We start from the raw sequence: 20,989 nt of genomic DNA, 5'->3' as shown, positions 1-20,989 counted from the left end.
AATGCCCTTTCAGCCAGCGAGCGGCGTGATCGCTGCGGCTAGCCACTGGTCCAGCGCGAGGTAGACGAGGCCCGCGCCGACGCAAGAAATCGTGATCCAGGCGAGCGGCGACAGATGAGCGCACCATCGACGCGCCTTGCCGTCTGTGACCAGCACCGGGCCGTCCGACTTGCGCCATCCGGCACGATCCAGGCGTTCATCGATGGCCTGCATCAGCGCGATACGTTCGCTGGCGCCATCCAGCGCGAACCTGCCGTGGAAACCCAGCCCCAATGTCGCGTAGAAAACGGTGAGCAGCGGCAGCACGGGCTTTGCCTCGCCCAGACGCCGCTCGATGCGAGCGATCAGCGCTTGCCCGGCATCGTGGCTCTGGAACTCCCGCACCTGCAGGGGCTCGCGTTCCCACGCGTCGCGATCGTCGTCGGGCAGCCTGCCCAGCGCGACTTCGTCCAGCAAAGCGCATTGGGCATAGACGGCATCCTCGACGACGTCGGCCGGTTGGCCGGCATCCGATAGCTCCTCACGCAGGCGAGACACCTGCTCGAGGCAAATTGCCTGGAAGGCTTCAAAGCCCATGGGTTTCGTATCGTCAGTGAGTTCAGTGACGGTCAGGGCCGTATCGCGCAAGGCGAGCGGCAGAATCGGGGCGGAGAAGGTTGTCATGCCGGCAGTACTGCGAAGAGTTCAAGTGATACGTCCGGCAGCGAAGCGGGAACGTAGAACTGACAGGCCCGCGCAGCCAGCATGCGCTCGAACGCCGGGTGCGCGCCGTCGAGCGCGAAATACTGGTTCTCGATGCGCACGGGGATAGCCGCGGGCAGGCGCGACATCGTCCGCAGCGGGATGCCGGGCAGCGCGGAATTGACGATCTGCTCGACCTCGTCCGGCGCGCCCGCTTTACACAGACGCGGCAGCTGTTCGAGCAGCGCATGGGCGGGGACGCCCGCCTGGACGGACAGGTAGTATTCGGCGCCTTCGACCAGGCGCTCGTCGAGGATCTTGCCGACCCAGACGGTGGGCCGCAAGCGTTCCAGGGTAACCGGTACCACCCGTGACGGGATCACCGTGTCGAGGAGGGTACGAATCAGCGACTCCAGCTCAGCGAACACGGGCTCCGGTGCGAGGTGGTCGTAAGGCGGGATGGCCTGCAGGGTCTCCATGGTGGAAAACGTCAGCAGCGACCCGGCCAGACGCGCGAGGATGCCATAGAGCCGCTCGGGATGCTGCTGCGGCACGGCGCACAGGCGAGCCAGTTCCGGCCAGTTACTGTTGACGCTGTGCAGCAGCCAGAACAACGCCACATCGGCAACCGCGTAATCGGCAATCTGGTCGGATCGCTCGCGACGGCGCACTGACAGGCTCGCGCTTTTGGCGCTCAGTATCTCGGAGAGCCGCTTCATGCGCTCGGTGAGCCGGTCGTTTGCCGACAGGAAGAGGCAGGGCGGCACAAAGGCCGGATCGCGCTCGAAGCGCCCCTGGGGCGTGCGCACCAGCCGAGCGACCGGGCAGGTCACGTAATCCACGTGCGATTCGAAATCGAACAGCAGCGCCACTGCGTGCCGCTCAACGCTGATCTCTTCCTTGCCGTCCCCATGCAGGTCGGCAACTTCAAGATACTCGCGCACGAAGCGGCGCGGCCGTGCGGGCCGTTCCCCGGCCTCGATGCAGTTGCCGCCTTGCGCATCCATCAGCGGCAGGCCGATCTGCACGACAACGGTGTCGATGTGCGCCGGCACGTCGCCCAGGTCGCGTGCGGCGGGCGTGCGGTCCGCCGTCTCGGTGTCGATCACTGTGCCGTCCGGCAGGCGCAGGGCCAGGGAACTTACCACCAGGCGATGAATGGACAAAGCCTGCTGGTCAAGGGCGACGCGAACAGTGCCCCACGGATCGGGGCTGGCAAGGCGCGCGACGCCCTCGTCGGCATACCGGTCCCACAGTGCCTGTTGCTGGAAATGCTGCGGGGTCATGAAAATGCCCTGCGCCCACAGAGGTCTGGTTATCTTCATTGTGATCGGCCGTTACGCGGAAAGGCCCTTTCCGCATGGGAGCGCCGCACGGTGGCTGTCGAGCCAGCGTGCAGCGGCGCTACGTCATGTCAGCGCGAATCGAGACTGATCGTGGCCGATCAGTTCTTCGCTTTCGGCATCTGCGACACGAGCGACAGATTGATGTCCATGCCTTCAATCTGGAAGTGCGGCACGATGAACAGCTTGATGCGGAAGAAGCCCGGGTTGTCCTCGATATCCTCGACGATCACCTTGGCCTCCCGCAGCGGATGGGAAGCCTGCAACTCATCGCCCGGATCGGTCATCTCGGTCACGAGTGTCTTGACCCAGGTGTTCAGCTCCAGCTCCAGCAGGCGGCGGTCCTTGGTGGTGCCGATGTTCTCGCGCTGAATCAGCTTCAGGTAGTGGGCAATCCGCGAGAGCAGGAAGATGTACGGCAGGCGCGCGTTGACGCGGCTGTTGGCCGTGGCTTCCTTGGTGTCGTAAAGCGCCGGCTTCTGGGCCGAATGGGCGGAGAAGAAGCACGCGAAGTCATGGTTCTTGTAGTAGGACAGCGGGATGAAGCCCAGATTGGCGAACTCGAACTCACGCGTTTCCGGGATCAGCACCTCGGTCGGGATCTTGGCCTGGTTGCCCGTGCCCAGGTCATACAGGTGGATCGGCAGGTCCTCGACCAGGCCGCCTGCCTGCGGGCCGCGAATCTGTACGCACCAGCCGTTCTTGATGAAACTCTGCACCATGTTCGCGGCGAACGCGAATGAAGCATTGGCCCACAGATAGCGGGTGTGATCGGGGCCCTTGACCGCCTCGGTGTAGTTGAAGGCGCGTACCGGCACGGTTTCCGGCCCATAGGGCAGCCGCGCCAGGAAATTCGGCAGCGTCAGGCCGATATAGCGGGCATCGTCCGACTCGCGGAAGCTCTTCCACTTCAAGTACTCGGCGCGATCGAAGTAGTTGCCGATGTCGCGGATGCTGGCCACCTCCTCCATCGATTCCTTGCCGAAGAAGGCCGGCGAGACGGAGCCGATGAACGGCATATGCGCCGCGGCGGAAACCTTGGAGATATTGCGCAGCAGGGCGATATCCTGCGGGCCGCGGCCGAACGCGTAGTTCGAGATGATCGAGCCGATCGGCTCGCCACCCGGGGTGTCGTATTCCTGGATGTAGGTGTGCAGGTACAGGCCGCTCTGGATGATCTCGGGGGTGTCCTCGAAATCCTGGCGCAACGCGTCTTTCGAGGCATCCAGCACTTCGATCCTGACGTTCTTGCGGAAGTCGGTGCGATCGACAAGGAACTTGAGGCCGCGCCAGGCCGATTCGATCTGCTGGAACGTCTCGTTGTGCATGATCGCGTCCAGCTGGCGGCTGATCTGCTGGTCAAGGTGCTCGATATGGAAATCGAGCAAGCTCTTGTCAAGGCGGTCCACCTGCTGCGACGAATCCTGGATCATCTTCAGGAATACGCTCATCGCCTGGGCGACGCGTTCATCCAGCGACGATTCGGCGAGTGCGTCTGCGCTCTGGAAGGATTCCACCGGGCGCGTGGCCTTGACCGGTGTCAGGTTGATCTTCTCGCACAGGGACTCGTAGACGCTTTTGCCGGGTGCATCCAGGACCGCGATGTCTGCTTCGCTATTGGCGCGCGCGGCGATTTCATGCTTTGCCATGGGATTCATTCCTCAAGGAAGACGTTTATTGGGCGGACGGTGCGGCCGGCGCGGCTTCGCCGATCTTCTGCAGATCGGTGCGCAGGCGCTCGGACAAGGCCGGGTCCTTGAGGATCTTTTCCAGTTCGCGGCGGAACATCGCGTTGTCGAGCAGGTTCGACTTCAGGTCGCGCAGCAGATTGCGGGCCGCCATCAGCGCGCGCAGCTCGGGCACCTTCCCGGCGACGACTTCCGGCTTGAAGTCGTCCATCGAGCGGAAGTCCAGGTCAACCGGCAACTCGGTGCCGTCGCCGACCAGGGTGTTCTCGACGGCAATCCTGGCTTTCGGGTTGAAGTCGGCGAGGACCGAATTGAAGTTGTTCTTGTTGATGGACACCTTCTCACGCTCGGCGAGCGCCCGCGTGTCCTGACCGTTGCTGTAGTCGCCCATCACCAGCAGCTTGAGCGGCAGTTCGACCTTCTTCTGCGCGCCACCGGTGTGCAGGTCGAGCTTGATATTGACCCGTGCCTTAGGCACTTCGTTCTGGAAACTCTCAGCCATCGTTTGTTCCTTTCTTATCTCTGATTTAAACGCTCTTTAGTTCTTGCGGTAACGATCAGTAAGGCAGCCAGTCGGAATTAGTAACATGGAGGCCTATGCGAGATAAATCGGACGAGTACGAATTTGCTCATAAATTGTTATTTTTTTTAAATTTGTAAAAACAACATTCATGTCATGCGAAAAGCCGTTTAGAGTCCTGCGTCAGGTTCGATCAAGCTGACAACGGAGCGAAGACCATGACGGATCTGGTTGAACAACGGCACGCCTGCGGTGGCGCACACTAGGCGTATTTTTTTACTGGACTGATCCACCGTGATCGTGCCCTGGCATCTGATCAATCAGGTGGATGAGCCGCTGCCGTGGGCAATCTCGTGCATCAATTCCCACCAACAACCCTGCCTCGCGCTTGCCCCAATGCGTGCTTTCAAAATCCTGGTTCTGGCGCTGTTGTACTGCTTTCTTTGCAGGAAGCCGAAGCCGGATCGGAAAGTGTCCCAGGGTCCGCGACGCCGCAAGCCGCATCGCACCGGACGACGCTTGCCGTCGAAGGCCGACTCTTCTCCGAGGGTGGCCGGATTGAAGGAGCGTGCGCTGGACATGGCTTACTTATTCGCCGGTGTCCTCATCGAGGCCCTTGCATCATCGAACGGGGCAGCACCAGAGCACCGCGACACCGCAAAACGCGCTTCAGGTCGTTCCTCGGAAACCGCTGGAGGCGGAGGCACGTTCGATGGAGGCGGTGCTTCGGGAAACTGGGACGATTCGCCTGCATCGGGAAGCGATGCAGTATCGGCATCCAAGGATGGAGCTGGGTCACGCCGTTAGGCTGGCGGTGTCCCTGCCAGATCGCACATGGATCGTGTCGAACGAGTGCCGGTGCTGTACTTGGGGATCCCGGGGGCGAATGGCGCCGCTGAGGACGCCGGCCACTCAGGTCTCGTTGCCTGTGAGCTGGGTGTCAGGTCGCCAGTTGCGGCAGGAACGACACGTCGACGTGGTAGCGCTTCGGATTTTTCCGATCCAGGAGGACGGTGATGTGCTCGCGCGTCACGTATTCGGTCGGATCGAACCAGATGTTGCCGCTGTAGAAGACATGAACTTGCGATGTCGCCGGGTCCAGCCATTGCGCCGTGATGCGGTAAGGTGAGCGTCCGTTGACTTGTACGCTTTCGTTCTCTTCGATGCCCTGAACGCGCGCCTGGACCGGTATGCCCTGGGTGCGCAAATAGGCTTCCCGGCGCGATGCGCGCCGTGCCAGTCCGATCATCGCGGCGCCGATGGTGAAGAACACGAGGCCGATGCCAGCGGCTATCGTCGCCGCCCCCCAAAGGGAGAAGAACGCGTCGGGTGTCGCGTCATTCGGCTTTTCCGGTGAATACAGTACCGGGACCGTATCGCCGACTGCGTAGCTCGGCGGGTTGCTGCCGCTCGACGCACGAAATTCGACGGTCCCACCCGGCGCCTGGAAGCGAATGACTGGTCTGTAGGTCGTCGAGCCACGGTCGCCCTGTGCATCGAGGGCCACGACGATGCCGTCCGTGCCCACCGCGTTCGACAGGAACGAACGCGTATGCAGACCGATGGCGCTCGCGCCAAGCAGCAACGCGATACCGATGGCGAGGAAGGTGTACTTGATGATGCCCAGCGTTTTCATGAAGTCAGTTTGATGGGAGTTTGATGGGAGCGCCTGACTTGTTCAGAAGACCGTCGACGCGGCCTCATCAGGTGCAGATGGTCTAATTCATCGGTTGGCACCCTGCCCTCGGATCGCTGTGCGTACAGCCACAGTGACCAGCGGCAGACCCCGGTCATCGGAAGCGAGCTGCAATGGAAGGCGGAACCCATGGCAGGCGAAAAGACACTGCAGTCCCGTGCCCGATCCCTTGGCGCCGCGTGACATCACAGAGCCGATTCAAGCGATTTCCAATGCTCGCGACAACGCCCCGCAGGACGTGCCGCCGCGATTATTAGCATGGATGCCCCTTGGGATAAATAGGACAAGTACGAATTCGCTATAAAAGTGATATTTTTTTCAACAATTGTAATAATGCTATTTATGACATAAAAAAATCCGTTTAGAGTCCTGCGTCAGGTTCGATCAAGCTGACAATGGAGCGAAGACCATGACGGATCCGGTTGAACAACGGCACGCCGACGGTGGCGCGCACCAGGCGTATTTCCTCGAGGTGCCCGGCGCGGCCAGCGCCGCCGAGCTGTCGGTGGTGTCGTTCGAAGCGGTGGAGCGCCTGGGTGACACGTACACCGTGACGATCCAGCTGACGCACCCGTTGCCGCTCGATCAGGCCGACTATCTCGGCAAGGACGCCACGTTCCTGATCGATGGCAGATATCGCGCGGCAACGTGACCTGATGGAACAGCGCCTCCTGAATCTCCAGCAGGCAGTCATTCTACTGAGCGCACCCGCGGGCATCGCGCTCGCCACCGCTGAGAGCATCCAGCTCGCAGCCAACGGCAATGTGATCGCGTCGGCCGGCTCGAATCTCGACCTCGGGGCAGGCAAGCGCATCACCATTGCCGCGGGGCAGGGCGCATCGATCTTTGCCCAGGACAATGGCATCAAGCTCGTGGCCGCGAAGGCCGATTTCTCGGCAGCGGCACACGCTGGGCAGATGCAGCTCGCGTCGTCGAAAGACATGATTCTCTCGAGCGTCAACGGCAAGCTCAATGCGGTGTCTGCCGGTGCGCTGACTTTATTCAGTCAGGGCGCCTATATCAAGCTCGAAGGCGGCAATATCGAACTGGGGTGTCCGGGCAGCATTACGTTGAAGACCGGCAACTTCACGTGGCAGGCACCTGCGAGCCTGAACCCGTCCATGCCGGAGCTTCCGGTGGGTGTCTGCCGCCAGTGCCTGCTCAATTCGCATACCGGCGCCGAAGCCATGACCGAGAAGGGCTGAATATGACCGAGATCGTTCAGCAGTTGGACGCAAAGGAGGTGGATTCGGCGTGGGCTGCGTTTCAGTCTCGCGTCGAAGCCGCACGTCACAAGTATGACCAGCTTGACCTGCCGACCCACCTGTATGCGCTCGTCGATACGCGTGGATTGCCCGATCTTCGCGAAGCCTTGGAGCGTCTCGACTCGATACCCTTCGCTGCGCTTTGGGACGGGACCGACCTGTCGGCGTTCAAGGACATAGCACCGTTGCTGATCAAGGTCGATCTCGGCGCTACCGCAACCGATGCGGACATGCCTCGCCAACTGCTCAAGCGTCTCTGGCGGTTTTCGGACGAGAGACTCATGGTGACCTGGATCTGGACGCCACATGGCCTGGAAGAACTCGCGGATCATTTCCGGGGGTATTGCGAGTACACGCTACCGGACCGGCGTGCGTTTTACCTGCATTTCTACGACAACCGGATACTTGAGCGGCTACGCCTGACCTGGACACAGGATGAATGGACGCGCTTTGCATCCGTCGCATTCGAGATCTGGTATCGCAACCGCTTCGGCGAAGATAGCGCGTGGAGCGCCGATACGCTATCCCAGCCAAGCGGCGTGGCCCCGCTTCAGCTATCCGACGAGCAGCAACTGAGACTGCACGCCCTGGGATATGCCGACAAGGTGGCGATGCAGCTCACCGAAGTCTATGGCGTGCTGCTGGAACACCTGTCGTCCGATGCCTTGTATCTCGCCGTCCATACCCAGATCGAGAGAGCAAGGTGCCACGGCGTGCGCGACGAACTGGACATGCTTTGGTACGTAGCCAAGGGGCTCCTTGTCTCGCCGCAGTTTGATGAGCATCCTTTGATCCATCCGAAGCTGTTGGCCGCTTCGTATGGGCACATCTCATTTTCCGAGGCGCTCTCGCTAGTTGGAGACGCGTGCCGGGAAGATTTCAAGAAGGTCGAAACCAGATGAATGGAAGACGAGTCGCCATCTGGCAACTGCTACTCTCCCTGGTGCTGGTCTCCGGCTGCGATGCGTTCACCGCCGAACCGTCGCGCGGTGCACATTTTCGCTATCCCGGCACCAGCGAGTACATCACAGCAGGCGCGCCGCCCGGATCGAAGGGAGTTTCGATGGGAATCCAGCGCGCGACGCTGCGGGACATGCTGTACGAGGCGTTGACGGCAGGTGCGCTGCTGGAAAGGATGGATGCGCTATTTCGGCACCAAGGTCCGTCATTCACGAGCCTCCGCCTTGCGCACCCCGTCTCTGCCGGCGAGGACAGCGTCCAGGTCCCCGACCTGATCAAGGCATACCGCAGCGTGGTGCCGCTCGAAGCAGGCCGCAACTTCACGCCCCATATGGAAGTACTCCTGCGCTGGCGGCGGTACGGTATCCATCGCCCGCGTTCGAGGAAATGGTCTCGCGCCATGCAGATGAGGTAAAGCGCGCGCACTTCGCCGTGGAGCAGGAAGTCAAGGATGCCGAGGCCGCGTATCAAGTGGAGCGCCGACGCTCCCCTGTCGATCCGGTGGCACTGTCCAAGGCACTGACCAGATGGCATGCGGCGCGGGACGCGCAAGCCCGGGCCCTCCGCGTGACGGCCCGGGAATTATCCCGCCCGAACGTCTGGGAGCGTATCGCGAAGGAGGCGCGGGAGCAGGCCTGGCGCTTGTCGCTGCAGACCGAACTGCAGAAGTCAGCCAATCGCCTCCGCAGCATGAAGGGCCGGATGGAGTTGTCATACGACGCAGACCTTGACGAGAGCGTAAGGACGATAGAGGCAGCCGTTCTGACACCGGAAGCCGCGGCGCTTGCTCAGGCCTGGGCGGATGGGTTGGACGGAAGAAATCCACTGCCGCCAGAGGTCATGACGCTGTTTGATCTGTTGATCCTTGGGCAGACGCGAGAGCGCTCTTGAATGGCGTGAAGACGGGAAGGCAATCGCTCTGGCTTTTGGTCTTGTCATTGATGCTTGCTACCGGGGGGGGATGCGCTTTCTTCGGAGCCGTCTTACGACGGCCTGAGTGTAGGGGCATTTAACTACACGCCATACAACCTGAGTCCACGAGTTGAAGCGTGATCATTTCGAGTATATCCAGTCAGGAGCTGCCCATGGTTAAAGCGACGCAACCCGATCACGCTGACCGGCCCAAAACAGGGTGCTAGAGGTCATGCTGACGGGACACACAATCAGCCTCTTTTTTTTCAAGAGTTCGATCGCCATCGCAATTGCGACGACGCAGACCGCAAGCTGAAGTGAACATGAGAAACAGATTCTTTTACGCGCTACTTCTGTCCCTGACACTCATCACCGGCTGCGATGCGTTTTCGTCCGAGCCGACGTATGGCGGTTTGAGCATTGGGGGCTTTAACTACACGCCGTATAACCTGAGTCGGTTCGTTGTCTACGACAGGTATGGCAATACGGCCGGCGGCGGCGGCGATCTGATGCCGGGCTCCGGTCAGGGAAGTCTCAGTTGTTGCTACAAATTGAAAGGAACGGATTTCACGGTGAAATGGGACGTCTACGATGCAGACGAGGCGATCAAGGACCTCTACGCGCCGATCCGGAAGATTCACAAGGTTACAGAGGTTCATTTACCCCCGACAAAGCTCGAAGGTGGAGCCGGCACGCGCATCCTCGGCCTGCACTTCTACCCGGACGATCACATCGAATTCGAGTTTCGACAGGATCTCGGCGGCACGCGGATCTTCTACGCAAAAATTGATGACTGGCTAGTCAAGAAACAAGGCAAGACCTTTGATCCGCACTCGGGGGAGGACGCCGCGGCATTTCGCCGCACAGCCCGAATTGCGTCGGAAGGCTGGATCAAGCATCGCCTCACCAACACGCAGGACCTTGAACAGTACGTCTATTACACGCTTTTGATTAATTCAAAGTTTGATGAGCATCCCGCCGTCCTGAAGATATTGGCCGAGACGAAGGGCAAGCCCGGTGCGTTTGGTGCGGCAATGGAGGAGTTGCCAGCGACGATTGTTGATGAACTGAAACGTGACCAATTCAAGCACATCCAATCAGGAGCCGCCCATGGCTGAAGCGACCAAACTCGACCCCGCCAACCGGACCCCAAGCAAGGTGCTCGACGGCATGCTGATGGTACACAAAGACTGGCTCTCTTTCACGCGCACAGTCGCCATCGCGATCACGACGACGCAGATCACAAGCTGAGGCGAACATGAAAAACGGATTCTTTTATGCGCTACTTCTGTCCCTGACACTCATCACCGGGTGCGATGCGTCTTCGTCCGAGCCGACGTATGGCGGGTTGAGCATTGGGGGCTTCAACTACACACCGTATAACCTCGATCGATTCGTCATCACCGATAAATATGGGAACAAGGCCGGTGGTGGCGGTGATCTGATGCCCGGGGCTGGTCAGGGAAGCCTCAGTTGCTGCTACAAGCTGAAGGGAACGGACTTCACGGTGGACTGGTATGTCGTTGATCAGGATGAATTCATGAAGGATCCTTATGGTCCACTTAAAGAGATCCATAAAATATCTCAAGTACATTTCCCACCGACAGAGCTAAAAGGCGGTGCCGGTCAACGCATCCTCGGCTTGCACTTCTACCCGGACGATCACATCGAATTCGAGTTTCGACAGGATCTCGGTGGCACGCGGATCTTCTACGCAAAAATTGATGACTGGCTAGTCAAGAAACAAGGCAAGACCTTTGATCCGCACTCGGGGGAGGACGCCGCGGCATTTCGCCGCACAGCCCGAATTGCGTCGGAAGGCTGGATCAAGCATCGCCTCACCAACACGCAGGACCTTGAACAGTACGTCTATTACACGCTTTTGATTAATTCAAAGTTTGATGAGCATCCCGCCGTCCTGAAGATATTGGCCGAGACGAAGGGCAAGCCCGGTGCGTTTGGTGCGGCAATGGAGGAGTTGCCAGCGACGATTGTTGATGAACTGAAACGTGACCAATTCAAGCACATCCAATCAGGAGCCGCCCATGGCTGAAGCGACCAAACTCGACCCCGCCAACCGGACCCCAAGCAAGGTGCTCGACGGCATGCTGATGGCACACAAGCCGTACAAGAGCGACGACTGCATCCGTTGCGGTGCGGTAATCAGGATGGGATTCTTCTTTGACGGGTTCGGCCGCCATCGTGACTATGACGATCCCTCGACGTCACGCTATTCAAACATTTGCTGGCTATGGGAGGGGCATCGGGACATGCTCGATCGTCGGCGAGAGCAGGCGAATATCCGAAATTTTCCAGCAGTTTTTGCATTCCGCTTTTCGAATAGCCACTGCCATTCCGTCATCGCTTCACGGGCTGCCGCCATACCGCCGTAGCCGACCAGATTCCACCTCTTCGGACTCTCTGGCCGCGCGCACGCTACCAGAAAATCGTCTTGCGAAGGCGACGTCGTTCCGAGAAAGGCGACTTGCAGCCCCACCTTCCATCGTTGGCATTGCAACGAAACTGTAATCAAAAACATCAAATTTTTTTAAATTTCTTCAAAAAATAGGACACGTCCGATTGATCCTTTCCGCAGTCCCCCAGTAGCATGTCTACCGAATCAGGCCGGAGCGCCAAGCGCACAGCGTTTTGCAGCCCGCATTTTGAATAGACGTGGTTGCGTAGTGCGCTGCGATGCCAAGCATCAAGTCACCTGTCGTTCCTGGCGTGCGCAACCAATCCGCCACGAAACGTGCCGCCAAGCGGCAGGCGTGACAACGGAGAAGACATGGGCGTGATCGACGAATTCGAGGCATACGGCGCAAGGCTGCCCGGGCACCAGGCCTACCATCTGGACGTCCCTCGCGCGGCCAGCGCGGCGGAGCTGTCGGTGGTGTCGTTCGAGGCGGTCGAGCGATTGGGAGACCTCTACACCGTCACGATCCGGCTAACCCACCCGCTGGAACTCGACCGGGCCGAATACCTCAATCGTGACGCGACCTTCGTGATCGACCCCGGCGACGGCAGCGAACCGCGCCGGTTCGCGGGGTGGATATCGGCGTTCTCACGCACGAAACGCACGCGCGATTTCTTCGCCTACGAAATCGTGCTCAGGCCACTGGCCGCGCGGCTCGAACTTGTGCAGACCACGTGCATCTACCAGAACAAGACGGCCCCCCAGATCATCGAGGCTATCCTGCGCCGGCACGATCTCCAGGGCCACCAATTTGCCCTCAAGCTGCGCCGCGAGTATACCCAGCATAAATTCCGCTTCCAGTACCAGCTATCCGACTGGGAATATGTCCAGTTGCTGATGCGCCAGGAAGGGCTGTATTGCTACTTCATCCCGGGCAAGTTCGGCGAGATGATCGTCTTTGGCGACGACATCGACCACTACGTCTACCAGCCCGAACTGCGTGTGCCATATCGCGAGACCGCCGGCCTGGAAGCCGGCATCGAGGCGGTATCCGACATCCAGGTGCATGCGAAGACCGTGCCCGAGTCGGTCCTGGTTGCCGACTACAACCCGGATCAGGCGTGGGAACCCATCAAGGGCGAGGCCAACGTCGCGCGCAAGGACAAGACAACGTACGGCCAGCAGTATATCTACGGCACGCATCATCTGGACAAGGCCGAGGCGAAGTGGGAGGCGCAGCTGCGCCACGAGGCCCTGCTGGCCGGCCAGCTCGTCTATGCGGGCGAGAGCAACGTGATCAGACTGCACTCCGGGCGCATCCTGCGCCTGGACGAGCCATTGGCCGAAGCCCCCAACGGCCAGGTCATCACCGAAGTCATCCATACCGGCGGGCGTGATGCCGCTTACCGCAACACCTACAAGGCCATCCCGTCGGACCGGCGCTTTCGCCTGCCGTTGGACGAGGAGAACTGGCCGAAAATCCAGGGCACGCTGAGCGCGCGCATCACCTCGCCCGGCCAATACAAATACGCGTACCTGACAAAAGCGGGCCACTACGTCGTCCGCTTCGATTTCGATTTCGAGCAATGGCCGAAGGGCATGGAAAGCGCGCCCATACCCCTGGCAAGACAGTATGCCGGCGGCCTGCAAACCGGGATGCACTTCCCGCTCATCGAGGGCACCGAAGTCGCCATTGCCTTTCGCGACGGCAACCCGAACAAGCCCTATATCGCGCACGCGCTGCACAACAGCCGGCAAGAGGACCTGATCACCACGCGGGACCGCTTGCTGTCGCGCAATCTCATCCAGACGCAGAGCGGCAACTTATTCGACCTTGAAGACTGGAAGGGCGAGGAACACGTACAGATCTCCACCGAGCATTCGGGCAAAAGCCAGCTGACCCTGGGGCATATGCCCACTGCCAAACGCCAGAAGCGCGGTGAAGGCTTCGAACTGCGCACCGACGCCTGGGGTGCGATCCGCAGTGGCAAGGGGCTGTTCATTTCGGCGGATGGCCAGCCGAAAGCCGAGGGGCAGCAGCTCGATATGCAGCAGGCCATGGTTGCGCTCGATCACGCCATGGCGAGGATGCAGGCACTGTCCAATGCGGTGCAGCGGGCGCAGGCCAGCCTGTCGGATCTGCAGCGCCAGGCCGCGTTGAAGGACGAGAAGATCAAGGACTTGCAGCAGGCGGTCCTGCTGCTCTCCGCGCCCGGTGGCATTGCCGCGGTGACGCCCGGCTCGATCCAGCACAGTGCGGGCGAGACGCTCACGCTTTGCGCCGGAAAGAACGTGGACATCGGCGCCTCCGAGAATCTCACGGTGGCGGTCAGCCAGGCCATATCCCTGTTCGCGCACCACGACGGCATGAAGCTGTTCGCCGCGGAGGGCGCCCTGCAGGCCCAGGCGCAGACCGGGAAGATGGAACTGGCCGCAAACCAGGATCTTACCCTGACCAGCACGGACGGCCAGGTACAGATCGCGGCCGCGAAATCGCTGATGCTGGTGTGTCAGGGCGCCTACATCAAGCTTGAAGGCGGCGCGGTCGAAATCGGTTGCCCGGGCAACCTGAAGATCCGGGCGGCGGATTTTGATCTTCAGCCGCCCGCCTCCAAAGCGCTGGCCAGCAGTTTGCCCCCCGCATGCGCGTCGCGCGCGGGGGCTGCCGCAGCAGGCGGTGCGGGCATGGTGCCAAGGTAATCTCATGGACACGGTACACAACATACTGGAGCGATTGCGCACGCTGCGCGACATGCATGGCTTTCGCCACGTGTTCGTCGTGGTTGACCCGCTGTGCGCAAGCGTGCCGCTGGAAAGCTGGTCGGGGCGCGTTCCATCGGGCCGGCAGTGGGCGCTGCGCGATCCGCAGATGCGGGATGCGGCCTTCCCCTGCCCGAAAATGCTGGCGCTCGGCGAGGATAGCGATGCCTTGCTGGAAGAGACCATTCGCGTAGCCGGCGCGGCAGAGGATGCCGATGCCAAGGCCATGCCGAACCCGGCGGTGTGCGGCTGGCTGTTTGCCCGGGGCATCGCCGCGGATGTGCCGCGGCATCTCGTCGCCGCGATGCAGCAGCGCAATGCGAAGTTTGAACCTGTCCTGCTGCGCTACATCGATCCGCGCGTCTTGCCGCGCCTGAACCGCTTCCTGGAGCCTGAGCAGCGGCAGCAGCTGCTTGGCCCGGTCGAGCACTGGTTTGCCCTGGACAGGTTCGGCCACCTGGCCGATCTGCAGACCCAGCCGCCGGCACCCTACGTGCCACCCGGCCTGACGCTGACAGAACAGCAGTGGGCACGCATCGCCAGCCTGGAGAGTTTCAACAGGTCGCTTGCCGCCTATGAGAAGACCATGGGCGCGCCCTTGCCTGCCGCTCGGGAAGACGAGATGGACGCTGCCATCGCGCGTGCGGCGCAAAGCGGGATCACGCAGGTTCCCGACGTGATGACGTTCGCGCTCTATTCACTCATCGTTCACCCGGAGTTCGACCGGCATCCTGCCGTCGCGCAAGCGATGGCGGGAGTGGGAGCGCAGGGAACGGCACTGGCGGATTCACTGGACCAGCTCCCCGAGCAAGTGTGGAGCGAATTGAAGCAGGATGGATCGGAGAGCATTGGCGCATGACAAACCGGCAGGCAATCAGCAATACGATCAGATCGACCGTTCCGCCAAAAGCATCGACGGGGAAAAAAGACTGCACCTTCTGCAAGCCCGAAGGCTTCAAGTTTTTGCCGCTGCGCTACGCCGTGGTGTGCGGGGTGGACGACGCGCACGTGCCGATGTGGCCAGCGATGTCGCATCCGCTCGGTGAAGGGGTGGTCGACAAGGCGTTCGTGACATCGCGCTACACGGTTCGCATGCTGCGCCAGGGATTCGTGTACGTGCTGGTTGGCCGCAAGACCGGCCAGCCTCAGTGGCAGGCCTACTCCGCGTCCGCCGGCGGGATGCTGGCCAGCTTTCCGGTGGGCAACCCGCCGGCCGTGCCTCCGGTGTTTACCTGCGATCTGGCAACGGACGGCGTTGGCGCATCCTTCGTCTCGATCGAAAAGATCGATCAGGTGAAGTCGATCCACGTGCTGTTCTCTCCGGACGTGCTGCCGATGGAGATGCTGGACAAGCGCGCGAAGGACAAGCTCGGCATGCAGCAACTGCCCCCGCAAAGCTGGCAGGGGCATGCGCATGTCCTCGCCGCGCAGGATCTGCCTAAATGGGTCGCCGAGTTCAAGCTCAATACCGATGGCATGGACACGGTCTCGCCCAGCGACCCGAAAAAGGCAGGCCGGGCGCCGTTTGCACGGCAGTTGTTCCCGTTGATGGGCGGGCCGGGCGAAAGAGCGGCCGACTTTGACCGCCACCGGCAACGGCTGACGGCGCTGGCCAGGCAGCTCGGGCAGATGAAGAGCCCGGCATTGGTCCTGTGGGACCCGATCGGCATCACGCAGGAGCTGAACTTCCGGCATCGCTCGCTGGACGTGCAATTGCAGCAGGCCATGAAGCCTCACGAGTGGGAGATGGAGACGTCATACCGGATCATGGGGCTGAAGCAGCGGGTGTTGAGCCAGGCAGCCGAGCCACCGGAGAAATTTCCGTCGAATCCGCTGATGGCGGCCAAGATCGGCATCAATCCGGCCTATCTGGAGTGGCAGCGCGATCCGCAGGGCTGGGTAAAGCGCAGGCAGGACGCCGCATGGGGGCGCTATGCATCGTGCTATGACGAGCCCAGGCGGGCAAGGACGCTCAAAGCGGTGGAAGAGAAGCTCGCGCCGTGGTTCGCGGATGTGGAAAGGCGCTTCGCCGATCTCAAGGCGTGGCTGACAAGCCGCGCGCTGATGAACGCATTCGAGCACTATCACCCGGACAATATCGAATGCGGCCTGCTGTTCGAGTACCAGGCTTCGTTATGCACCTATGCGCTGGCGACGTCGAAAGGCGGCGAAGCCATGCTGCGCGAGTGGGCGCGGGACGCGAGCGTGGCCAACACGAACCTGTTGAACCGGCAGATGCTGTTCAACCAGAAGGCGGCAATCGACGAGTTCAGGAAAGCCGTGGGTGCCTTGCAGGGCAAGGCCACCATCGATGCCGCATCGCTGCAGCAAATGGTGTCCAACGTTGCCGGCGTGATAGACAAGGCCAACGCCATCGCGCAGCTGGCCGAGCAAGGCATGCTTCCAGCGATCACCGCAGGGGTTCCCGCCAAGTTGCTCAGCGGCGCCTTGCTCTTCTCGACGGTGGGCCAGACGGCGCTCACGAGAACGAGCGGCGCGGTGGACAAGCTGTACGCGTTCGTCCTGTATCTGCGCGGCGGCGCCTTGGCATTCATGCAGGGCTCGGCCGATGCCGTGATTGGCGTCTTCAACGCGAGCTATGCGTCCAAGGCGCACATACCGGTGGCGGAGGCGCAGGCCCATCGCGCCACGCTGAAGCAGGCGATGATGGCCAACAAGAGTGAATTTGCCGCCCTGCGCTTCGGTACCGGGCTCGCCCTGATCGAAAGCTGGAATCTCGCGCTCAGGTACGCCGCGGCGCAGGGGAAGTCGCCCGGCAGCCGGGAGCAGTGGGACCTGTATGCCGCATGCGCCGCGACGGCAGGTGCGATTGCCGTATCCGTGGCGAGCCTGAGCAAGATCGTCAAGCCCGCATCGGCATGGTTCGAGCATCTGATGCTCACTAGCGGCACGCTGGGTGGATTCGCGGCGGGGGTCGTGGCGGTTGAGAGCTTGGTTGATGCGGCTGGCGCATGGCAAGAAGGGAGGACCTTCGCAGTTTTCGCTCTGGCCAGCAAGGCGGCGATGAACGGAGTTGCCGCCGCCGGATCGATCTATGTGGGTGTCCTGTATAGCGGGCCGCTGCTTCAGCGGATCGGAGCCATCCTGGGCGAGAACTGGATAGGATGGTCGGCAACAAGGCTTGGTGCAGGAATTGCCAAGCGCGCCGTTGCGGAGGCGGCGTTATTCGGCTTGAAGACCACGGTGCGCGTTGGGGCAGAGATAGTGGTGGGGTTCATTGGCTGGGCGCTCATCGTCGAACAGGTGGGAGAGTTGGCAATCCTCGCTGTCTCGGACAACAAGATGCAGGTGTGGCTGACGCGCTGCAAGTTCAGCAAGTCAAAGGATGGGTACCGCGGACTGTGGGGAACCCTCATTCATGACAAGGACGCAGGTAAGCCATACGGTAGCCTCGACGAGGAAATGAAGTCATTCGATGTCGCTTTGAAGGAGAGCCCGTAATGTGGATCGAAGAAGCGATCAATCTTGGTCTGAAGGATGGGCTACTAATCGACGAGGGCGTTTCGCTTGCCGGTGGCATGCCGCACGGCCAACGCGCTTCGGAGCGGGTGACGAGCAACTGCTCGGTGTACCAGAAGAACGAGACGTTTCTTGAGGTGTGTGGACAGTTCGAAGGCCAGCGCGGGCTCCCCGGCTTTGCAGTTGCGTTTATCCCGGCAGGCATGCTCATAGGTTTTGGGTACTTGTGTTCCCTTCCCCTCGGTGATTGGATTCGCGGCACCATGCCTGATGGGCAACCCTACGGCTGGGATCACGATTTGGCCGGAGTGTTCCTCATCTCACTGTTTCTCTTCCTGCTCTGGCTAGCCAAAAAGCTCGTCCTTCCCCTCCTGCGAAAAGACTACTTCACGAGCCGCCGGATCCTGATCCGCTTCAACCGGGTGACGCGCAAGGTCTATGTCCACACGCCATTGTTTGCAGGCGGCATCAAGACCTACGACTGGGATGCTGCGCAGTCCACGCTGGACAACAAGGCGGCGATGTCGCCGGTGCCGGTGAGTGAGGCGGAGGCCAACAGCGGCAGCGGGCGGTTGATTCTGGGCTGGGTCGACGTGGAAGCGCGCAAGGCGCTGGGGATGGTGTTTATCGGACGTCCCGCAGGTAATGCGGCTAGAGGGCGCGCGTGGTGGGAATATATCCGCCGCTATATGGAAGAGGGGCCGGACAGCGTGCCCAAGCCGTTTCCGCGCTTGTGGAAAGGGGTGTGGCCGCAGTATTCGCTGCTGAACATGTTCTACCTGTACCCCGAGCGGCTGATCCACGGTGGCCCGCTATGGTGGTTGATACTGCCGCTGCTCGCACCGGTCGATCTTGTGCGCGCGGCCTTGCACTGGCTGGCGATGCTGCTGTGCGTGGAGCCGCGGTTCCCGCCGGAGATCGAGCAGGCGGGGCGCGTGCAAGGCGCATTCGATGTCGCATCGAAAGAGAGGCCGTGATGTGGATCGAAGAAGCGATCAATCTTGGTCTGAAGGATGGGCTACCAATCGACGAGGACGTCTCGCTTGCCGGTGGCATGCCGCACGGCCAACGCGCTTCGGAGCGGGTGACGAGCAACTGCTCGGTGTACCAGAAGAACGAGACGTTTCTTGAGGTGTGCGGGCAGTTTGAAGGGCAGCGGGGGCTTGCCGGTTTCGCGGTTGCATTCATACCAACAGCGTTGCTACTCTTCGTCAGCTACTTTTCTTTGTACTTTATCGGTAATTGGATTCGCGGAACGTGGCCGGGCGGGGAGCCATATGGCAGTGAGCACAACATAGTCGGTGTACTCCACATTGGGCTAACTCTTTTTCTGTTCTGGCTGGCCAAAAAGCTCGTCCTTCCCCTCCTGCGAAAAGACTACTTCACGAGCCGCCGTATCCTGATCCGCTTCAATCGGGTGACGCGCAAGGTCTATGTCCACAACCCTTTGTTTGCAGGCGGCATCAAGACCTACGACTGGGATGCCGCGCAGGCCACGCTGGACAACAAGGCGGCGATGTCGCCGGTGCCGGTGAGTGAGGCCGAGGCCAACAGCGGCAGCGGGCGGCTGATCCTGGGCTGGGTCGACGTGGAAGCGCGCAAGGCGCTGGGGATGGTGTTTATCGGACGTGCCGCAGGCAATGCGGCTAGAGGGCGCGCGTGGTGGGAATATATCCGCCGCTATATGGAAGAGGGGCCGGACAGCGTGCCCAAGCCGTTTCCGCGCTTGTGGAAAGGGGTGTGGCCGCAGTACTCGCTGCTGAACATGTTCTACCTGTACCCCGAGCGGCTGATCCACGGTGGCCCGCTGTGGTGGCTGATACTGCCGCTGCTCGCGCCGGTCGATCTTGTGCGCGCGGCCTTGCACTGGCTTGCGATGCTGCTGTGCGTGGAGCCGCGGTTCCCGCCGGAGATCGAGCAGGCGGGGCGCGTGCAAGGCGCATTCGGTGTCGTATCGAAAGAGAACCTGTAATGTGGATCGAAGAAGCGACCAATGAGGTGATCAAGGAAGGGGTTTACCTCGATGACGATGAATCGGTGACGGGGGGCATGCCGCTTGACCAGCGCGCCTCGGAGAAGGTGACGAGCAACTGCTCGGTGTACCAGAAGAACGAGACGTTTCTTGAGGTGTGCGGGCATTTTGAAGGGCAGCGGGGCCTTGTCGGTTTCGCGGTGGCATTCATACCGGCAGCATTGATACTCTTCAGCGCCTACTTTTCTTTGTACATCATTGTTGATTGGATTCTCGGAACAAGTCCAAACGGGGATCCATATGGCAGTGAGCACAACATAGTCGGCGTACTCTTCATTTCATCAACTCTCTTTCTGCTCTGGCTAGCCAAAAAGCTCGTCCTGCCTATTCTGCGAAAAGACTACTTCACGAGCCGCCGTATCCTGATCCGCTTCAACCGGGTAACGCGCAAGGTCTATGTCCACACCCCATTGTTTGCAGGTGGCATCAAGACCTACGCTTGGGATGCCGCGCAGGCCGCGCTGGACAACAAGGCAGCGATGTCGTCCGTCCCGGTGAGTGAAGAGGAGGCCAACAGCGGTAGCGGGCGGCTGATCCTGGGCTGGGTCGACGTGGAGGCGCGCAAGGCGCTGGGGATGGTGTTCATCGGACGTGCGGCAGGCAATGCGGCCCGGGGGCGCGCGTGGTGGGAATATATCCGCCGCTATATGGAAGAGGGGGCGGACAGCGTGCCCAAGCCGTTTCCGCGCTTGTGGAAAGGAGTGTGGCCGCAGTACTCGCTGCTGAACATGTTCTACCTGTACCCCGAGCGGCTGATCCACGGTGGTCCGCTATGGTGGCTGATACTGCCGCTGCTCGCGCCGGTCGATCTTGTGCGTGCGGCCTTGCACTGGCTGGCGATGCTGCTGTGCGTGGAGCCGCGATTTCCCCCGGAGATCGAGCAGGCGGGGCGCGTGCAAAGCTGGCGGGATACACAGGGACTGAACGGGCCATGCCAGCAGGATGGCCAATAGCACACTAAGTGGGAGCAGATACGCATGGCTCAGATAGCACGCATAGGCGATGACAACGATCATGGCGGTAAGGTACTGACCGGGTCGACGACGATGAAGTTTGGCAAGCGGGGCGTGGCCCGGAAAGGAGACCGGGTGTCGTGTCCGCTGCATGGGGAGAACGAGATCATCGAAGGCTCCGAAACCTTTCGCGACGGTGGGGTCCCCGTTGCCCTGCATGGGCACCGGTGTGCATGCGGATGCCGTCTGATCGCGTCGTTCGCCAACGCGCATATCGGGTGAG

At 61.1% G+C, this 20,989-nt stretch carries 20 protein-coding genes and 1 pseudogene; 16 read left to right on the top strand and 5 right to left on the bottom strand.

Annotated features, from left to right (window positions below; translation table 11 throughout):
* Window positions 1–9: 9 nt before the first annotated feature.
* The 5 genes from ACX12D_RS28665 to ACX12D_RS28645 form a co-directional block, all read right to left on the bottom strand.
* Complete coding sequence (locus tag ACX12D_RS28665; protein ID WP_459374446.1) at window positions 10–663, bottom strand: DotU/TssL family secretion system protein; 654 nt, start codon at window positions 661–663, stop codon at window positions 10–12.
* Entirely contained in the window at window positions 660–2,006 is a 1,347-nt protein-coding gene (gene tssK, locus ACX12D_RS28660; RefSeq protein ID WP_459374444.1) for a type VI secretion system baseplate subunit TssK, read from the bottom strand. The genes ACX12D_RS28665 and tssK overlap by 4 nt, the downstream gene beginning before the upstream one ends.
* A 119-nt stretch (window positions 2,007–2,125) precedes the next feature.
* Window positions 2,126–3,673, bottom strand: a complete 1,548-nt coding sequence (gene tssC, locus ACX12D_RS28655; protein ID WP_459374443.1) for a type VI secretion system contractile sheath large subunit — start codon at window positions 3,671–3,673, stop codon at window positions 2,126–2,128.
* Window positions 3,674–3,698: 25 nt separating this feature from the next.
* Entirely contained in the window at window positions 3,699–4,214 is a 516-nt protein-coding gene (gene tssB, locus ACX12D_RS28650) for a type VI secretion system contractile sheath small subunit (RefSeq protein ID WP_459374441.1), read from the bottom strand.
* A gap of 958 nt (window positions 4,215–5,172) precedes the next feature.
* Entirely contained in the window at window positions 5,173–5,868 is a 696-nt protein-coding gene (locus ACX12D_RS28645) for a DUF3592 domain-containing protein (protein ID WP_459374440.1), read from the bottom strand.
* 469 nt (window positions 5,869–6,337) lie between these two features.
* Between ACX12D_RS28645 and ACX12D_RS28640 the strand changes: the two are divergent.
* The 16 genes and pseudogenes from ACX12D_RS28640 to ACX12D_RS28565 all read left to right on the top strand — a co-directional run.
* Window positions 6,338–6,556: pseudogene (locus tag ACX12D_RS28640) on the top strand (hypothetical protein); the annotation flags it as partial.
* 28 nt (window positions 6,557–6,584) lie between these two features.
* Window positions 6,585–7,133, top strand: coding sequence for a DUF2345 domain-containing protein (locus ACX12D_RS28635; protein ID WP_459374439.1), 549 nt, complete (start codon window positions 6,585–6,587; stop codon window positions 7,131–7,133).
* Between the two features lie 2 nt (window positions 7,134–7,135).
* Window positions 7,136–8,095, top strand: coding sequence for a DUF4123 domain-containing protein (locus ACX12D_RS28630; protein WP_459374438.1), 960 nt, complete (start codon window positions 7,136–7,138; stop codon window positions 8,093–8,095).
* Window positions 8,092–8,568 carry a hypothetical protein gene (locus tag ACX12D_RS28625; protein WP_459374437.1) on the top strand — a complete coding sequence of 159 codons (477 nt, stop codon included), beginning with the start codon at window positions 8,092–8,094 and terminating at the stop codon, window positions 8,566–8,568. The genes ACX12D_RS28630 and ACX12D_RS28625 overlap by 4 nt, the downstream gene beginning before the upstream one ends.
* A 17-nt stretch (window positions 8,569–8,585) precedes the next feature.
* A complete protein-coding gene (locus ACX12D_RS28620; RefSeq protein ID WP_459374436.1) occupies window positions 8,586–9,044 on the top strand; it encodes a hypothetical protein in 459 nt (152 codons plus the stop codon).
* Window positions 9,045–9,388: 344 nt separating this feature from the next.
* Complete coding sequence (locus ACX12D_RS28615) at window positions 9,389–10,183, top strand: hypothetical protein (protein WP_459374435.1); 795 nt, start codon at window positions 9,389–9,391, stop codon at window positions 10,181–10,183.
* The gene (locus ACX12D_RS28610) at window positions 10,176–10,316 is read left to right on the top strand and encodes a hypothetical protein (RefSeq protein WP_459374434.1); all 141 of its coding nucleotides are present in this window, start codon (window positions 10,176–10,178) and stop codon (window positions 10,314–10,316) included. Before ACX12D_RS28615 ends, ACX12D_RS28610 begins: the two co-directional genes overlap by 8 nt.
* Window positions 10,317–10,323: 7 nt before the next feature.
* Window positions 10,324–11,118: a hypothetical protein gene (locus ACX12D_RS28605; RefSeq protein ID WP_459374433.1), complete on the top strand. Its 795-nt coding sequence runs from the start codon at window positions 10,324–10,326 to the stop codon at window positions 11,116–11,118.
* Window positions 11,111–11,458 (top strand): hypothetical protein, encoded by a 348-nt coding sequence (locus ACX12D_RS28600; RefSeq protein WP_459374432.1) that lies wholly within the window; start codon window positions 11,111–11,113, stop codon window positions 11,456–11,458. Before ACX12D_RS28605 ends, ACX12D_RS28600 begins: the two co-directional genes overlap by 8 nt.
* A gap of 395 nt (window positions 11,459–11,853) precedes the next feature.
* Window positions 11,854–14,181, top strand: coding sequence for a type VI secretion system Vgr family protein (locus ACX12D_RS28595; RefSeq protein ID WP_459374431.1), 2,328 nt, complete (start codon window positions 11,854–11,856; stop codon window positions 14,179–14,181).
* Window positions 14,182–14,185: 4 nt separating this feature from the next.
* The gene (locus ACX12D_RS28590; protein ID WP_459374430.1) at window positions 14,186–15,100 is read left to right on the top strand and encodes a DUF4123 domain-containing protein; all 915 of its coding nucleotides are present in this window, start codon (window positions 14,186–14,188) and stop codon (window positions 15,098–15,100) included.
* Window positions 15,097–17,703: a T6SS effector BTH_I2691 family protein gene (locus ACX12D_RS28585; RefSeq protein WP_459374429.1), complete on the top strand. Its 2,607-nt coding sequence runs from the start codon at window positions 15,097–15,099 to the stop codon at window positions 17,701–17,703. Before ACX12D_RS28590 ends, ACX12D_RS28585 begins: the two co-directional genes overlap by 4 nt.
* A complete protein-coding gene (locus tag ACX12D_RS28580) occupies window positions 17,703–18,698 on the top strand; it encodes a DUF6708 domain-containing protein (protein WP_459374428.1) in 996 nt (331 codons plus the stop codon). Before ACX12D_RS28585 ends, ACX12D_RS28580 begins: the two co-directional genes overlap by 1 nt.
* On the top strand, window positions 18,698–19,693 hold the full coding sequence (locus ACX12D_RS28575) for a DUF6708 domain-containing protein (RefSeq protein ID WP_459374427.1): 996 nt from the start codon (window positions 18,698–18,700) through the stop codon (window positions 19,691–19,693). Before ACX12D_RS28580 ends, ACX12D_RS28575 begins: the two co-directional genes overlap by 1 nt.
* Window positions 19,693–20,706 (top strand): DUF6708 domain-containing protein, encoded by a 1,014-nt coding sequence (locus ACX12D_RS28570; RefSeq protein ID WP_459374426.1) that lies wholly within the window; start codon window positions 19,693–19,695, stop codon window positions 20,704–20,706. Before ACX12D_RS28575 ends, ACX12D_RS28570 begins: the two co-directional genes overlap by 1 nt.
* Window positions 20,707–20,730: 24 nt before the next feature.
* Entirely contained in the window at window positions 20,731–20,988 is a 258-nt protein-coding gene (locus ACX12D_RS28565; protein WP_459374425.1) for a PAAR domain-containing protein, read from the top strand.
* Window position 20,989 lies beyond the last annotated feature (1 nt).

The sequence above is a fragment of the Cupriavidus sp. PET2-C1 genome (assembly GCF_054515855.1).
This window is presented reverse-complemented; position numbering and strand designations above follow the sequence as displayed.

Bases quoted from the DNA above. Each gene is read 5' to 3' on its own strand.
- ACX12D_RS28665 (WP_459374446.1), bottom strand. From the start codon at position 663: ATGACAACCTTCTCCGCCCCGATTCTGCCGCTCGCCTTGCGCGATACG.
- tssK (WP_459374444.1), bottom strand. From the start codon at position 2,006: ATGAAGATAACCAGACCTCTGTGGGCGCAGGGCATTTTCATGACCCCG.
- tssC (WP_459374443.1), bottom strand. From the start codon at position 3,673: ATGGCAAAGCATGAAATCGCCGCGCGCGCCAATAGCGAAGCAGACATC.
- tssB (WP_459374441.1), bottom strand. From the start codon at position 4,214: ATGGCTGAGAGTTTCCAGAACGAAGTGCCTAAGGCACGGGTCAATATC.
- ACX12D_RS28645 (WP_459374440.1), bottom strand. From the start codon at position 5,868: ATGAAAACGCTGGGCATCATCAAGTACACCTTCCTCGCCATCGGTATC.
- ACX12D_RS28635 (WP_459374439.1), top strand. From the start codon at position 6,585: ATGGAACAGCGCCTCCTGAATCTCCAGCAGGCAGTCATTCTACTGAGC.
- ACX12D_RS28630 (WP_459374438.1), top strand. From the start codon at position 7,136: ATGACCGAGATCGTTCAGCAGTTGGACGCAAAGGAGGTGGATTCGGCG.
- ACX12D_RS28625 (WP_459374437.1), top strand. From the start codon at position 8,092: ATGAATGGAAGACGAGTCGCCATCTGGCAACTGCTACTCTCCCTGGTG.
- ACX12D_RS28615 (WP_459374435.1), top strand. From the start codon at position 9,389: ATGAGAAACAGATTCTTTTACGCGCTACTTCTGTCCCTGACACTCATC.
- ACX12D_RS28610 (WP_459374434.1), top strand. From the start codon at position 10,176: ATGGCTGAAGCGACCAAACTCGACCCCGCCAACCGGACCCCAAGCAAG.
- ACX12D_RS28605 (WP_459374433.1), top strand. From the start codon at position 10,324: ATGAAAAACGGATTCTTTTATGCGCTACTTCTGTCCCTGACACTCATC.
- ACX12D_RS28600 (WP_459374432.1), top strand. From the start codon at position 11,111: ATGGCTGAAGCGACCAAACTCGACCCCGCCAACCGGACCCCAAGCAAG.
- ACX12D_RS28595 (WP_459374431.1), top strand. From the start codon at position 11,854: ATGGGCGTGATCGACGAATTCGAGGCATACGGCGCAAGGCTGCCCGGG.
- ACX12D_RS28590 (WP_459374430.1), top strand. From the start codon at position 14,186: ATGGACACGGTACACAACATACTGGAGCGATTGCGCACGCTGCGCGAC.
- ACX12D_RS28585 (WP_459374429.1), top strand. From the start codon at position 15,097: ATGACAAACCGGCAGGCAATCAGCAATACGATCAGATCGACCGTTCCG.
- ACX12D_RS28580 (WP_459374428.1), top strand. From the start codon at position 17,703: ATGTGGATCGAAGAAGCGATCAATCTTGGTCTGAAGGATGGGCTACTA.
- ACX12D_RS28575 (WP_459374427.1), top strand. From the start codon at position 18,698: ATGTGGATCGAAGAAGCGATCAATCTTGGTCTGAAGGATGGGCTACCA.
- ACX12D_RS28570 (WP_459374426.1), top strand. From the start codon at position 19,693: ATGTGGATCGAAGAAGCGACCAATGAGGTGATCAAGGAAGGGGTTTAC.
- ACX12D_RS28565 (WP_459374425.1), top strand. From the start codon at position 20,731: ATGGCTCAGATAGCACGCATAGGCGATGACAACGATCATGGCGGTAAG.